Raw genomic sequence first — 14559 nt, forward strand, 5'->3', positions numbered from 1 at the left:
AGATTGGCGGAAAGCTTTTTATAACTTTCGGGATTTTTGGGACTGCCTTCAGGACTTTTTCTACATCCAAATCGTTCTCCTCATAGTCTGGTTTAGAGCTTTGCTTGGATGAAGCTCTATTGCCAGCAAACAAAATTTTTCCCACGTTAAGAGAGCCTAACGTACTAATGGAGTTTATTTTAATATTCCTTATGTTAATTTGCATTTCCACAAAGATTCATTCCCTTATATTTGTCCTTGCACTTGATCGTAAACATCATTATCTTCTACATGGTTCTGATTATTAAACTGTAATGGGCTAAGGTTTGCATCTCCAGCATGCCAATAACCAGTATTCAATTTCACATTTCCCTGATGACCTTTGTGCAAGACGTTACCAAAGTTTAATGATCCGTTAGTGGAAATACTATTAACTCTAATGCCAAAGATATTATTAACATGTGTAACCATGATCTACCTCCCATTGGGTGAATGCTGATATGGTAGTATATACAAAAAGTTTACTGATGTGAGTAATAGCGATGAGTAGGTGCATTCTTACTTAAACTTGAACTTGTGCTTGATCACTCACATCAGGATCAATTGCATAGTTGGCATTATTGAATTGCAAGGGGCTAAATACTGCATCACCGGGTTGGAAGTAGCCAGTATTCATTTTTGCGTTTGCTTGATGCCCTTTATGGAAGGCGTTACCATAATTGATTGAAGCGTTAGATGATGAATTGTTTATACGGATGCCAAAAATATTATTAATATGCGTAGGTAACAAAAGAACCACCTCATTTTTGTAGATAACGTATTATATTCAGCAGGTGTTATCATGTGATGGAATTTATGTAGGAATGCAAGTACTTTCTGGTGAAAAATGGAGCAAAAGACTTATTAGTGAATAATCATATACAGAAAAGTGAATTTTTGAGGAGGAATAAACGTTGAATTATTATAATTATCCCGGCGCAGATGTGAAAGGCTGGGCACAATCGGCTATGAAAAATTTAAAGGGACAGCAAACTGAGAATGTAGGAAATGTTTGTGCATATGTTCCTGACACTCCCGTCATATACAATAAGCTCCAGATCGCACATTGGCCATCGCAGGATTATAAGGTTCCCCATCCTAAGGGCTTTGCCCATACTATGCATACTACCCAATCGCTTGCAACACACCACCCATCGCGGATGTACCAACCAGATTATTTTACCTACATCCCGCATTCACCCCATGCTACTCACTTTTAAAAAAAACTTCACAAAAAAACGATGCTTGTCTATTTATACAGCATCGTTTTTTTGTTCATTCTATTATACATATTGGTTCCCATTCTCCTCATTTTCCTCGTTTCCATTCTCAGGACACCCAAAAGTAAACTCATCTCCTATGACAATTTCACCTGTGTTAATTTTGGAATTAGCTTGATAGCCTTTATGAATCGCGGGTCCGAAATTAATAGAAACCCCTTTAGAGATGTTATTAATCTTTATTCGTCCAATATTTGTTATGTGTCCATATTCTCTCATAAAAACCCCCTCCTTACTTATCGGTTATTACAGTATATGAAGGTAGGGACAAGCACGTGAGAACAGCTTATTTAATAAAACAAGAAATAATTAACTATTTTTTAAAAACTTTCCGAAAAGTAGTTCCATTTTTAAAAAACGTGTTATATAATACAAAACAGGAACAGATACTGTATTATAACAAAGAGGTGAGAGAGTTCATGTCGACGCAAACGACAGGTATTGAAGTAGTCGGGGCTGTCAACGCCCAGTATGAAGAGATATTAACACCAGGAGCGTTGAAATTTATTGAAGAGTTGGAGCGACAGTTTGGAGCAAGGAGAAATAAGCTGTTACAGTACAGGCGAATACGCCAGGAGGAAATCAAGAGTGGAAAGCTTCCAGATTTCCTGCCTGAAACAAAGCATATTCGAAATGGTGATTGGACGATTGCTCCATTGCCAGAAGACCTTCAGGACCGTCGTGTAGAAATCACAGGGCCGACAGAACGGAAAATGGTCATTAATGCACTAAATTCAGGTGCAAAAGTTTTTATGGCCGATTGCGAGGATGCGACATCTCCCACCTGGGAGAATATCGTGGAGGGGCAAATTAACCTTAGAGATGCAGTAAATCGGACGATTTTCTTTGAGAACCCAAATGGTAAGAAGTATGTGCTTAAGGAAAAAGTAGCGGTATTGCTGCTCAGACCACGGGGGCTTCACTTAGAGGAGAAACACGTGCTGTTAGAAGGCAAGCCTATTTCAGGAAGCTTTTTCGATTTCGGACTTTATTTCTTTCATAATGTTAAAAACTTACTAGCTAGAAATACAGGTCCATATTTTTATCTTCCGAAGCTCGAGAGTCATTTAGAAGCAAGATTATGGAATGATGTGTTTGTTTTTGCCCAAAAGCAGCTAGACATTCCCCAAGGGACGATTAAAGCAACCGTTTTAATTGAAACGATTATGGCAGCGTTTGAAATGAATGAAATTCTTTATGAGTTAAAAGAACATTCCGCTGGTTTGAATTGCGGAAGATGGGATTATATTTTCAGTTATCTTAAAAAACTAAGGCATCAGGATAATGTGATTCTGCCAGATCGGTCGCAGTTAACGATGACGGTTCCATTTATGCGTTCCTATTCGCTCTTAACCATCCAAACCTGCCACCGCCGCAAGGCACCGGCTATGGGAGGAATGGCGGCACAAATTCCAATCAAAGGTGACCCGCAGGCAAACGAAGAAGCTTTTACAAAGGTTCGAGCTGACAAAGAGCGGGAAGCACGTGATGGTCACGATGGAACATGGGTAGCCCATCCGGGTCTCGTCCCTGTCGCACTAGAAGTGTTTGATCGTGAAATGCCTGTTGCGAACCAGATTCATACGACCAAGCAGCAGAAGATTATGATCACTGCGCAAGATTTACTTGAAGTTCCGGGAGGTACCATTACAGAAGAAGGTGTCCGCGTTAATATTAACGTCGGCATTCAATATATCGCTTCATGGATCTCAGGCAGGGGAGCGGCACCGATTCATAATCTGATGGAGGATGCGGCAACTGCTGAAATTTCACGAGCACAGCTATGGCAGTGGATCCGTCACCCGAAAGGGATGTTAACAGATGGGAGAAAGGTTACCGTCGAGATGTATGAGCAATTCAAGCTCGAGGAAATGGAAAAAATAAAGCAGGAAATCGGTGAAGAAGCTTTTAATAATGGCAGAATTATTGAAGCAGTTAAGTTATTTGACCGTTTAATCTTGGATGAAGAATTTGCAGAATTTTTAACACTACCTGGGTATGAGCTTTTATAAAGCGGATTTTTCAAAAATCAACTTGATATAAAAATAATAGATTCATAACTTTAAGGAGGAACTAAAAAAATGACAAATTCAAGAATAGCAGGGTTACAAGAAAGCTGGGAATTAGATACGCGTTGGAATGGGATTACAAGACCATATTCTGCAGAGGATGTGATCAAGCTCCGGGGTTCTATTGATATCGAACATACTCTAGCTCGCAGGGGTGCAGAAAAGCTTTGGAAGCTTATGCATGAAGAAGATTATATAAATGCTCTCGGTGCATTAACAGGTAATCAAGCTGTTCAGCAGGTAAAGGCAGGGCTGCAGGCAATTTACTTAAGTGGCTGGCAGGTTGCGGCCGATGCAAACCTTTCCGGTCATATGTATCCTGACCAAAGCTTGTACCCAGCAAACAGTGTTCCAAGTGTGGTAAAAAGAATCAATCAGGCCCTTCAACGTGCAGACCAAATCACTCACTCAGAAGGTGACAATTCTATTGATTGGTTTGCTCCGATTATAGCTGATGCAGAAGCAGGCTTTGGCGGTCAGTTAAACTGTTTTGAATTAATGAAAGGCATGATTGAGGCAGGTGCTGCGGGGGTTCACTTTGAAGATCAGCTTTCTTCTGAGAAAAAGTGTGGCCATCTTGGCGGAAAGGTATTATTGCCCACACAAACTGCGGTACGCAACCTGATTTCTGCCCGACTGGCAGCGGATGTTATGGGGGTACCAACGATTCTAGTTGCACGTACGGATGCCAATGCGGCTGACTTGATTACAAGTGATATTGATATGAACGATGCTCCGTTTATCACCGGCGAACGGACTACAGAAGGATTTTACCGCGTGAAAGCAGGACTTGATCAAGCGATTGCCCGCGGTTTAGCTTACGCACCATATGCGGATTTAATCTGGTGTGAAACGTCTGAGCCAAATATTGAGGAAGCAAGACGTTTTGCTGAAGCGATTCACGAACAGTTCCCAGGCAAAATGCTAGCCTACAACTGCTCACCTTCCTTTAACTGGAAGAAGAAGCTCGACCAGGAAACTATTGCTAAATTCCAAATCGAGCTAGGCAAAATGGGCTACAAGTTCCAATTCGTTACACTTGCTGGCTTCCACGCCTTAAACCACAGCATGTTCGAGCTTGCCCGCGGCTACAAAGAGCGCGGCATGGCGGCTTACTCAGAATTACAGCAGGCTGAGTTTGACAGTGAACAATACGGTTACACAGCAACACGTCATCAGCGTGAAGTAGGAACGGGTTACTTTGATCAGGTTTCAATGGTAATCACAGGCGGGACTTCATCGACAACAGCACTCAAAGGCTCTACAGAAGAAGAACAATTTACAAAAAAATAATATTAATTTTTGATTAAAGTCCAATGCTCTTTTTAGGGAGTTGGACTTTATTTTTGTAGTAGCCAATACTTAGTGCTCACCTAAAAAAGTCTCCTTTTTTTGGAATGTAACATTACTTAGGGTATTATCATAATAAATAATAGCCCTTATATTGGAGTGATCTGTGATTGAAAAAGCCTAATGTGGATGAACTGCTTCAACAAGGTATCCATGGCCCTTTGGAAACAAAGCCAGAGGAGCGGAGAAAGTTTTTAGGGACCATAAGAGAGAGAATAATCGTTGCTCTTAAGAAAGCACAAGTAGTAGAGAAAAAGATTTACCCGCAAGTCGAACAAGAAATGAAGTCAAACCCAGATGCCCATCTCTTTTTAAATGGGAATATCGCTTACCCGTTATTATCCAAGTATGTAAAGCTGGCAACGAAGTACAAAATTGAACATACAATTGTCACGAATAAGGAACATGATAGCGATATTGGGCTCGTTCTCGCAATGGAACATGCGATTGATAAAGAAGAAATTTATGTGACCAAGAAAGAGGTATTCCCCGTCCAAGAAATGAAGCAGAACAAGGGTTTTTTTGCTAAGATTTTTAAAAAGTAAGGAGTAGCAATTTAGTACTTGTTACAGTGGACATTGTCCCGCAACTTCTGCGGGAGAGACAATCAAGCACGTGTTTCGGTGGACTTTGTCCCGCAACCGAGATATAACCCTTTCTCGACAAAGAGGAGTAGCTCCAATGGAACTACTCCTTTTTGTCAGCAGCGACTTCAACGATAGCTCGAAGTTCAACCTCGACATTGCCCTTGATCGCACGGCTGATCATGCAGGAGGCTTCTGCTTTTTCTGCGAGTTTATGAGCTAAAGAAATCTCCTTGTCAGAAGCACTCGAAGTTAAAACAATCAACGGCCGATGAATAATCTTTTTATAGGTGATAACACCCTTTGTAACATCGACAATTCCGTCTGACTCCATCGTTAAGCTTTCTTTTACAAGTCCGCTTCGTTCCATCATGGCCGCTAGTGTGATGATATAGCAGGTGGCGGCTGCGCCAAGGAGCATTTCGTCTGGATTTGTACCAATTCCTGGTCCGTCCATCTCTGACGGAATCGAAACCTTAGTTCTTAAATTTCCTGCCTCAATTTCTCCCACATCATTTCGTAATCCAGGCCAATTTGCCTTTAAATGAAATTGGTGTTCTGTCATAATAGAAAATCCTCCCTGCTATTTACAAAATAGTCCGCAAACAATTCAAAAAGTGTGATACCCTTTACTATAGAACAAAAATTTGGAGTAGAAAATAAATGAAATTTTTTAAAACATTAGCCCTAACCATCATACTAGTAGTTTACCTAGCGATTCTAACAAAACTAATCTTATTCAAATATATCCCGTTAACGGAAATCATTCATCATTTTAACTTTACATATACCGAGTACTTCTGGCGGTCCAATAACTTTGTCCCGTTTAAAACGATTTACTTCTATTTATTTCTTGCTGAAATTAATTTAAATAGCAGGATTGAAAACTTAGTGGGAAATGTTGTTGGCTTCATTCCATTTGGCTTTATTCTACCATTGTTATCAAAGAGGTTCATGAGTTTCAAGTCTATATTAGCAGTGACATTTACTTTGAGTTTGTCTTACGAGATGCTGCAGCTTATCTTTGAGCTTGGGAGCTTTGATGTTGATGATCTTATTTTAAATACCTTTGGCGGTATAATAGGCTACATACTAGTGAGGATTTTTCTGTTTATCATTCGCCCGAGGAAAAAACACACTGGGAAAAGTAAAAGAGTAGGTTAAGAAACTCGCCTTTCTTAGGCGGGTTTCTTCTTGATTGTAATTAAAAGAAGATTTTGTTGCCAATACTGTTGAGTGAATCATTGCGGTAAAGCGGAAAAGTTTGTTATTATCAATATTAAAATAACACCAGCAAAAAGGGATTGGAGGAAGTAAAGGATGACACGTATTTCAAATGACCAAGTGAAGCATGTTGCGAACCTTGCACGTTTAGCGATTACAGATGCAGAGGTTGATAAATTTACAAAACAGCTGGATGCGATTATTACGTTTGCAGAACAGTTAAATGAAGTGGATACAGATCATGTAGAGCCCACTAACCATGTACTGGACATGAAGAATGTCCTGCGTGAGGATATACCGCAAAAAGGCCTGCCGCGTGAAGAAGTATTAAAAAATGCACCAGACCATCAGGATGGCCAAATTAAAGTACCAGCGATAATGGGGGATTAGGAGGTAAGACCGGTGAGTTTATTTGATTCTAAAGTTTCTGAGCTTCATGAGCTTTTACATAAAAAAGAACTAAAAGTATCCGACCTTGTCGATGAGTCGTTTAAGCGAATTTCTGAAGTTGAGGATAAGGTTCAGGCATTCTTAACATTGGATGAAGAGCGGGCACGACAAACAGCACGGGTGCTTGACGATAAGTTATTCCAAGACGGTGCAAAAGGGTTGTTGTTTGGGCTGCCGATTGGCATTAAGGACAATCTCGTAACAAAAGGCTTAAGAACAACCTGTGCCAGCAAGATTTTAGAAAACTTCGACCCTATCTATGATGCAACCGTTGTTCAAAAGCTGCAGCAAGCTGAAACAGTGACAATCGGTAAGCTTAATATGGACGAGTTTGCGATGGGATCTTCCAATGAAAACTCCAGCTTTCAAAAAACAAGGAATCCATGGAATCTTGAAACGGTACCTGGCGGTTCATCAGGCGGTTCAGCAGCCGCTGTTGCTGCTGGTGAGGTCTTATTTTCACTAGGCTCTGATACAGGCGGCTCTATCCGCCAGCCAGCTGCTTTCTGTGGAGTAGTTGGACTAAAACCAACCTACGGCCGAGTGTCTCGTTTCGGGTTAGTTGCCTTTGCTTCCTCACTTGATCAAATCGGACCAGTTACGAGAACTGTTGAAGATAATGCGTATTTACTACAGGCTATTTCAGGCCTAGACCCAATGGATTCAACATCAGCTAATGTTGGCGTTCCTAACTTTGTTAATAGTTTAACAGGTGACATAAAAGGGTTAAGAATTGCCGTTCCAAAGGAGTATCTTGGTGAAGGTGTAAAGGAATCGGTACGCCAATCTGTACTTGATTCCTTAAAGGTTCTTGAGAAGCAAGGAGCGGTTTGGGAAGAGGTATCATTACCGCACTCCAAATATGCCCTAGCTACTTATTATTTACTTTCATCATCAGAGGCGTCAGCTAACCTAGCTCGTTTTGATGGAGTACGCTATGGATACCGCACACCAAATGCCGAAAACCTGTTGGAATTGTATAAACAAACACGTGCTGAAGGCTTTGGTGAAGAGGTAAAGCGGAGAATTATGCTTGGTACCTTTGCACTAAGCTCTGGTTATTATGATGCCTACTATAAAAAGGCACAAAAAGTTCGTACGTTAATTAAAAAAGATTTCGAAGATATTTTTGCTAATTATGACGTTGTCATTGGACCAACAACTCCTACACCGGCGTTTAAATTGGGTGAGAATACAGCCGATCCAATGACGATGTATGCAAATGATATCTTGACCATTCCTGTTAACCTTGCGGGTGTTCCGGGAATTTCAGTTCCTTGCGGCTTTGATAAAGGTCTGCCGCTTGGCTTGCAAATTATCGGAAAACATTTTGATGAAGCAACGATTTATCGTGTTGCCCATGCATTTGAACAGGCAACAGACTTTCATAAACAGAAGCCGAAACTATAGGGGGTGAAGAAGGATGGAATTTGAAACAGTAATTGGACTTGAGGTCCATGTTGAGTTGAAAACAGAATCAAAAATCTTTTCAGCGAGTCCGAACCATTTTGGAGCTGAACCTAATACAAATACAACAGTAATTGACTTAGGATATCCTGGTGTGCTGCCTGTGCTGAACAAAAAAGCGGTGGAATTTGGAATGAAAGCCGCTATGGCGTTAAACTGCGAGGTTGCGACACATACGAAATTTGACCGTAAGAACTATTTTTATCCAGATAATCCAAAGGCCTATCAGATCTCGCAGTTTGATAAGCCAATCGGTGAGCACGGTTGGATTGAAATTGAGGTAAATGGTTATACAAAAAGAATCGGAATTACGAGAATTCATTTAGAAGAGGATGCAGGGAAACTGAGTCATGGAAATGGGTACTCTTTAGTTGACTATAACCGCCAGGGAACACCTCTTGTAGAGATCGTATCGGAACCAGATATCCGCACTCCAGATGAGGCGTATGCCTATCTGGAAAAATTAAAGTCGATTATTCAATACACGGGTGTGTCTGACTGTAAGATGGAGGAAGGCTCGCTCCGCTGTGATGCAAATATTAGTATTCGTCCAGTAGGACAAGAAGAATTCGGAACGAAAACAGAATTGAAAAACTTGAACTCATTCAATTTCGTTCGTAAAGGGCTTGAGTTTGAAGAAATACGTCAGCGCGAAGTTGTCTCTGCTGGGGGAACGATTGAGCAGGAAACTAGACGTTTTGATGAAGCAACAGGAAAAACCCTTCTTATGAGGGTAAAAGAAGGTTCTGATGACTATCGTTACTTCCCAGAACCAGACTTGCTTGATCTTTATATCGATGAGGATTGGAAGGCGCGGATCCGTGCGGAAATTCCTGAGCTTCCTGATCAGCGTCAAAAACGCTATATTGAAGAGCTTGGTTTACCGGAGTATGATGCTAAAGTGTTGACTGTTACGAAGGAAATGGCAGATTTCTTTGAAGCAACAGTTGAGGCTGGTGCAGATGCAAAGCAGGCTTCAAATTGGGTAATGGGTGACGTATCAGGTTATCTGAATGCAGAAGGAAAAGAGCTTCATGAAGTCGCTCTTACTCCGCAGGGCTTATCAGGAATAATTAAGTTGATTAATAACGGAACCATCTCCTCCAAGATCGCCAAGACTGTTTTTAAAGAGTTAATCGAAAACGGCGGCGATGCAGAACAAATTGTGAAGGACAAAGGACTTGTGCAAATTTCTGATGAAGCAACCCTTCTCAAAATTGTCGCAGAGGTTCTTGATGCAAACCCTCAATCTATTGAAGACTTTAAAAATGGCAAAAATAAAGCGGTTGGCTTCCTTGTTGGTCAGCTAATGAAGGCGACAAAAGGACAGGCAAACCCACAACTCGTAAACCAATTATTACAGCAGGAATTAAGCGAGCGTTAAGAGAAAAAACTGGCAGAACAACTCTGCCAGTTTTTTTGTCGAGAAAACTTCCGACAATCTTCTTCCGATTTCCCGGGAAAAAGCCCTTTATTTCCAAGGATTAATGAGGAACTAATCAAACGTTTAATTAAATGACAAAATTCTACCTAATTTACGCTCTAAAGGCTGTATTACCAAGGGAAAAGGTCAAACTAATCAAACGTTTAATTACCGCTTCGTGGAAAAAAACTTGTCGATTATAGCAAGTGGTTAGCCGTTCTGTAAAAAATCTCAAAAATCCACCCTTAATTCGACAATAAATACAGCAGATTTTTATGCTAAAGCTTAATTTAGCAGGCTTAAGGAATAATGTAATTAAACGTTTAGTTAACCGACAAAAAACTGCCCTTATTTAACTAGAATTCTAGACTTTTCAAGGGGTCAATGCACTTTTAACCAAACGATTAGTTAACAACAAAACATGACAAAACCAGAAGTATTCGTTAAAAACCAATCAGGCTAAAGATGTAAAAATAACATTAAATGAAGTCGATATAGTGTTATTAAAGTTAAAAGATAATATGAAATAATGTAAACGCTAACAAATTGTATTCTGATAAGTCAGGTATTTATAGGGTAGCAATCTAACGTTAAAAGGAGGGATTTAGTATAAATTAGCAGCTTTATATATTTGTATAAGTCTCCTTAGAAAAACCTCAGAAAGCAAGTAACTCCAAAAAAGACAATTTGCTTCATTAAGTTCTCAAACGAAGGGAAGAGTGAAAACAAAATATGGGTAGACAAAGGAAAAAAATGAAAAAGATCGTTGGAAATCTATGTGTTGCTTCCATGCTTTTAGGTTCAATAGGATTTATGGGAACAAATGAAACAAAGGCGGATGTGATTACAAAAACCATTACAATCGATGGGAACAAAGTCGATCCCTACAACAGGTTTAAGGGTTTTGGAACGGTAACCGCAAATAATACCTCACGCCTCATGCTAGACTACAAAGAAGAGCACCCCGAAGCATATTGGGAAATTATGAATAAGTTATTTAATAAGGATACTGGAGCTGGACTAGCGCACGTTAAAGTAGAGTTGGGTGCAGATGTGAATTCTTCTTCAGGGACGGAGCCAGCCACGATGCGTTATGTGGATGAACCAGCTAATGTGCTTAGAGGTGCGGGGTTCCAATTTGCCGCTGATGCGAAATCGATTAATCCGGATATCACAGTAGAAATCCTACGCTGGGGTGAACCACGCTTTACATGGAATGGCGCAGCTAACAGGGACTACGAGAATCGATATCAATGGTATAAACAAACAATAGATGCTGTATACGAAGAATTCGGCTTTAAGCTAGATTATGTGGGAATTTCTCAAAATGAAAGAGCACAAAATAATAATGGTAAAAATGAACTTGAATGGCTGAAGTACTTTACTTCAAAAATTAAAACAGAACCGAATTATGATGAAGATTACAAAAATATTAAAATAGTTGCAGCAGACGGCTATCGAGATACATCGACCATTAGCCGGACTCTACTTCAGAATCCCGATTTAATAGATGAAATCGATGTCATTAGTTCGCATTATGGTTTGACTGGTTCAAATGAAATGACACAATTACAAAATAAGTTGATTGCTGAAGGGAAAAAGCCAAAAGAAAATTGGGTTTCCGAGGGTATAGCGCCAATGATTAATGCCCGTTATCGTGAAAACATGGAGCCAAATTATAAAGGACTTGGTGGTAAAGCTGGGATTATCGATGTTACTTCTCGAATTATTTCCGTTTATTCTTGGACGGGTGCAGGCAGCAATCCGCTTAATGCAGTTTCATTTGACTTCCAGCCTTCAGTTGCAGCTTTTTATGAAGGTGCTTCCTATAATCCGAAACACCTGATTAGTGCGATGGATCCATGGTCAGGTTTTTATGAAGTAGATGGAGGTTTACAAGGAGTTCGTCATGTGATGAACTTTGTTGGCTATGATGATCACACTACTCCTGAAAATGAGCGTTGGATGTATGTTAAAGATGCAACATTTAGTGATGGCGCCTTTTTTGACGGCGGTGTAGACGTTGATACGAGTACTCATAATTATTTAACATTAAAGGATCCAGAAACGGATGACTATTCAACCATCTTTGCAAATAATACAAAGCAGACTCGGAAGTATAAGATTAGTCTGAAAAATCTAGGCGGTCAAGAAAATGCACCAGTCTATGTTTGGGAAACACGCGGATCAGATGAAGGACAAGCGATTGATGCGAACTGGTTAAAAAATGTAAATGTCATCACGCCAGTTGACGGTGAGTATGAAGTGGAAGTGCAGCCGTACTCGATCGTGACCATTTCAACACTAGATAAGAAATCAGAAGTGGAAGGTTTTGAGTATAAATCAGATCCGGTGGACTTGTCGAAAGATACCATCATGCCATTACCATATATAGATGATTTTGAATACAAAAACTACCCTGTAGATGAAAAAGGCAGAGATTATGTGGATCGTCGCGGTGGCACACCTCGTTATACGACCGACCAGCTTGCTGCTTTTGAAGTAGTTAAAAAGGCAACGAAACCGGTTGCTAGAGGAAGTGAAGCCCGTGCTGATTTGGAAATTCCAGATGCACAGGAACATGGAAATATGCTCCAGCAGAAAATCACTCATGACATTATTGGAGCAGATTGGGCTGTTTGGGGCGGAATAGATGGATCAGCATCAAACAGTAATCCAAACACCACTATTGGTGATCACCGCTGGGTGAACTATAAAGCATCTTATGACTTTTTAATAGATACACATACACCTGAAACGGCCGGAAGAAGCAACTATGCATTAATTGGTGTTCGACAAGTAAAGGCTGGTGGAGCAGACTCTTATGCACCTTATAATGCACGAGTTCATTCAGATGGCAGATATGAAATTATTAAACTTGGTAAAGTTGAGAAAAGCGGAACGATAGAAAACTTCGATAATAAGGTTTGGCATAACCTAGCATTTGAAGCGAGAGAAAATCTATTTACCCTATATCTTGATGGGACAGAAATAGATTCTTATACCGACAAAGATTCAACAGTAATGGCTGGAAGAGTAGTGTTAGGATCTGGTTATTATGAAACACTGATCGATAATTTACGTGTCGATCCTATTAAAGGCTATACCTATGAATCTGATAAAATCGATAGTGCTCAAGGGAAGAAGTACGAAACAGAAGAAGCAGCTTTAAACAATACTGGCAAATGGAATCCAATTAGATATGTTGGTAAATGGGACTATACACAGGCAGGATATGCACATTTTAACCGTACACAGATGACAGCAAGGACTGATATCCCTGTTTGGAACGGGGTAACAGTCGGGCATAGAGACACGACTACCGCACAAGGAACATTGAACAAAGTATTCTATACAGGAAGCTGGGGATCAAACAGTGCAAATTCCTGGGGGTCAGTGGGTACATCCTTTGAAATTACATTTAAGGGTACTGAAATCAGACTATATGGTGAAACGAATCCGTCAAATGGAAAAGCAGATGTTTATTTAGATGGAGTTTTAGCCGGTGAAGCGAATTATGTAAATAATAGTGCTATTACTCAGATGGTCTGGTCTGCAGGTGAACTTGAGGATACGATTCACACGCTTAAAGTTGTACCAAAAGAAAAGTATGTTAGCTTTACGAAGGCAGAAGTCGAAACATCCGACCCTATACTTTCGGTCAAAAAATTAGGACCTAATGATATTGTTAAAATAAGAGATGATGAATCACTCATCGGGGATTTAGAAAATACTGTTTATGCATTTAGGAAGAATAATGTCTGGGGCTCAAACAGTACGAATGCCTGGGCGAACTTTGATGAAGCTCCCTATATATTGATTAACTTCACGGGTTCAGGTATTGATTATCTTGCTGGAACTGGAGAAAAATCACTATATAATTTTGAACTTGATGGTGTTGATATGGGGAACTTTGCTACAAAGCCTGATGGCTTAAGGTATTCTGTAAGAGGTCTTGAAGAAAAACCGCATACACTAAAAGTCTCTTTGAAAGATAATCCAAGACTAGACACCTTTATGGACTACCGTGGCGTCAATATCTATAGTACACCAAAATTTGATGCTCCTAACAGCAGTATGATCTTCAATTTCGAAGGATCTGGTTTCAATTTATTTGGTGCAACCTCTGATGCATTAATTGATGTCTATATCGATAATCAATTAATGGATGAGAATTTTAGAATATATGCAAAAGGAGATAGACAAACATCTTATAACATCCGAGGCCTTAAAGATACAAAACACACCGCTAAAGTTGTAGTTAAAGGTGGGACGTTTATCTTAGATGGAATTGATATCATTACCGGCAGAAATAAAGTGGAAGTTAATAAAACAAAACTACAGGTGCTGTATGATGCCCATCAAGATAAAGATCATAAAAACTACACAAAGGAAAGTTGGAAAGTCTTCCATAAAGCATTACAAGACGCTAAAATGGTATTACAAAATCCAAATACTACATTAGAGCAAGTAGTTGCGGCAAGAACATCCTTACAAAACGCGGCAGACGAATTAGTAGAAATCATGAATAATTAAGTTCTTTTACTTTCAATCCTGGGCAAAGTAGTAGTACTGCTTTAACCCAGGTTTGTTTTTTTATATTTAATTTTTGATAAGAAGTAAAAAAAACCTCTAAAGTGGTCAAAAAAGTGCTTATACAAGTCTATAACTTCCAACTAAACTATTTCAATAAG

13 protein-coding genes are annotated in these 14559 nt (G+C 39.8%); 9 read left to right on the forward strand and 4 right to left on the reverse strand.

Translation table 11 applies throughout. The features are described from left to right. Nucleotides 1-225: 225 nt before the first annotated feature. Together BTR25_RS06080 and BTR25_RS06085 are read right to left on the reverse strand one after the other, a co-directional pair. Nucleotides 226-450 (reverse strand): spore germination protein, encoded by a 225-nt coding sequence (locus tag BTR25_RS06080; RefSeq protein ID WP_075687160.1) that lies wholly within the window; start codon nt 448-450, stop codon nt 226-228. Nucleotides 451-541: 91 nt separating this feature from the next. Further along, complete coding sequence (locus tag BTR25_RS06085; RefSeq protein WP_075687161.1) at nt 542-769, reverse strand: spore germination protein; 228 nt, start codon at nt 767-769, stop codon at nt 542-544. Between the two features lie 163 nt (nt 770-932). On the opposite strand from BTR25_RS06085, the gene BTR25_RS06090 reads away from it, so the two are divergent. Then, the gene (locus BTR25_RS06090) at nt 933-1238 is read left to right on the forward strand and encodes a hypothetical protein (protein WP_075687162.1); all 306 of its coding nucleotides are present in this window, start codon (nt 933-935) and stop codon (nt 1236-1238) included. Between the two features lie 63 nt (nt 1239-1301). Here the strand turns inward: BTR25_RS06090 and BTR25_RS06095 are convergent, their stop codons facing one another. Continuing rightward, the gene (locus tag BTR25_RS06095; RefSeq protein WP_075687163.1) at nt 1302-1517 is read right to left on the reverse strand and encodes a hypothetical protein; all 216 of its coding nucleotides are present in this window, start codon (nt 1515-1517) and stop codon (nt 1302-1304) included. 200 nt (nt 1518-1717) lie between these two features. Between BTR25_RS06095 and aceB the strand changes: the two genes are divergently transcribed. The 3 genes from aceB to BTR25_RS06110 all read left to right on the forward strand — a co-directional run bounded on the left by aceB (nt 1718) and on the right by BTR25_RS06110 (nt 5262). Next, a complete protein-coding gene (gene aceB, locus BTR25_RS06100; protein ID WP_075687352.1) occupies nt 1718-3310 on the forward strand; it encodes a malate synthase A in 1593 nt (530 codons plus the stop codon). 69 nt (nt 3311-3379) lie between these two features. Continuing rightward, a complete protein-coding gene (gene aceA, locus BTR25_RS06105; protein WP_075687164.1) occupies nt 3380-4660 on the forward strand; it encodes an isocitrate lyase in 1281 nt (426 codons plus the stop codon). A 167-nt stretch (nt 4661-4827) separates the two neighbouring features. Then, nucleotides 4828-5262, forward strand: a complete 435-nt coding sequence (locus BTR25_RS06110) for a YueI family protein (RefSeq protein WP_075687165.1) — start codon at nt 4828-4830, stop codon at nt 5260-5262. Between the two features lie 142 nt (nt 5263-5404). Here BTR25_RS06110 and BTR25_RS06115 read toward each other — a convergent pair whose 3' ends face one another. Then, nucleotides 5405-5866 carry an OsmC family protein gene (locus BTR25_RS06115; RefSeq protein WP_075687166.1) on the reverse strand — a complete coding sequence of 154 codons (462 nt, stop codon included), beginning with the start codon at nt 5864-5866 and terminating at the stop codon, nt 5405-5407. Nucleotides 5867-5964: 98 nt separating this feature from the next. Here BTR25_RS06115 and BTR25_RS06120 point away from each other — a divergent pair, with 98 nt between their 5' ends. The 5 genes from BTR25_RS06120 (at nt 5965) to BTR25_RS06140 (ending at nt 14401) form a co-directional block, all read left to right on the forward strand. Next, nucleotides 5965-6465, forward strand: a complete 501-nt coding sequence (locus tag BTR25_RS06120; RefSeq protein WP_075687167.1) for a VanZ family protein — start codon at nt 5965-5967, stop codon at nt 6463-6465. Nucleotides 6466-6621: 156 nt separating this feature from the next. After that, a complete protein-coding gene (gene gatC, locus BTR25_RS06125) occupies nt 6622-6915 on the forward strand; it encodes an Asp-tRNA(Asn)/Glu-tRNA(Gln) amidotransferase subunit GatC (protein ID WP_075687168.1) in 294 nt (97 codons plus the stop codon). A gap of 12 nt (nt 6916-6927) precedes the next feature. Beyond that, nucleotides 6928-8385: an Asp-tRNA(Asn)/Glu-tRNA(Gln) amidotransferase subunit GatA gene (gatA, locus tag BTR25_RS06130; protein ID WP_075687169.1), complete on the forward strand. Its 1458-nt coding sequence runs from the start codon at nt 6928-6930 to the stop codon at nt 8383-8385. A 13-nt stretch (nt 8386-8398) separates the two neighbouring features. After that, nucleotides 8399-9826: an Asp-tRNA(Asn)/Glu-tRNA(Gln) amidotransferase subunit GatB gene (gene gatB, locus BTR25_RS06135; RefSeq protein ID WP_075687170.1), complete on the forward strand. Its 1428-nt coding sequence runs from the start codon at nt 8399-8401 to the stop codon at nt 9824-9826. 792 nt (nt 9827-10618) lie between these two features. Next, complete coding sequence (locus BTR25_RS06140; protein WP_254842639.1) at nt 10619-14401, forward strand: S-layer protein; 3783 nt, start codon at nt 10619-10621, stop codon at nt 14399-14401. Nucleotides 14402-14559 lie beyond the last annotated feature (158 nt).

Origin of the sequence: Bacillus sp. MRMR6 (genome assembly GCF_001940785.1) — a bacterium.
GTDB lineage: Bacteria > Bacillota > Bacilli > Bacillales > Cytobacillaceae > Neobacillus.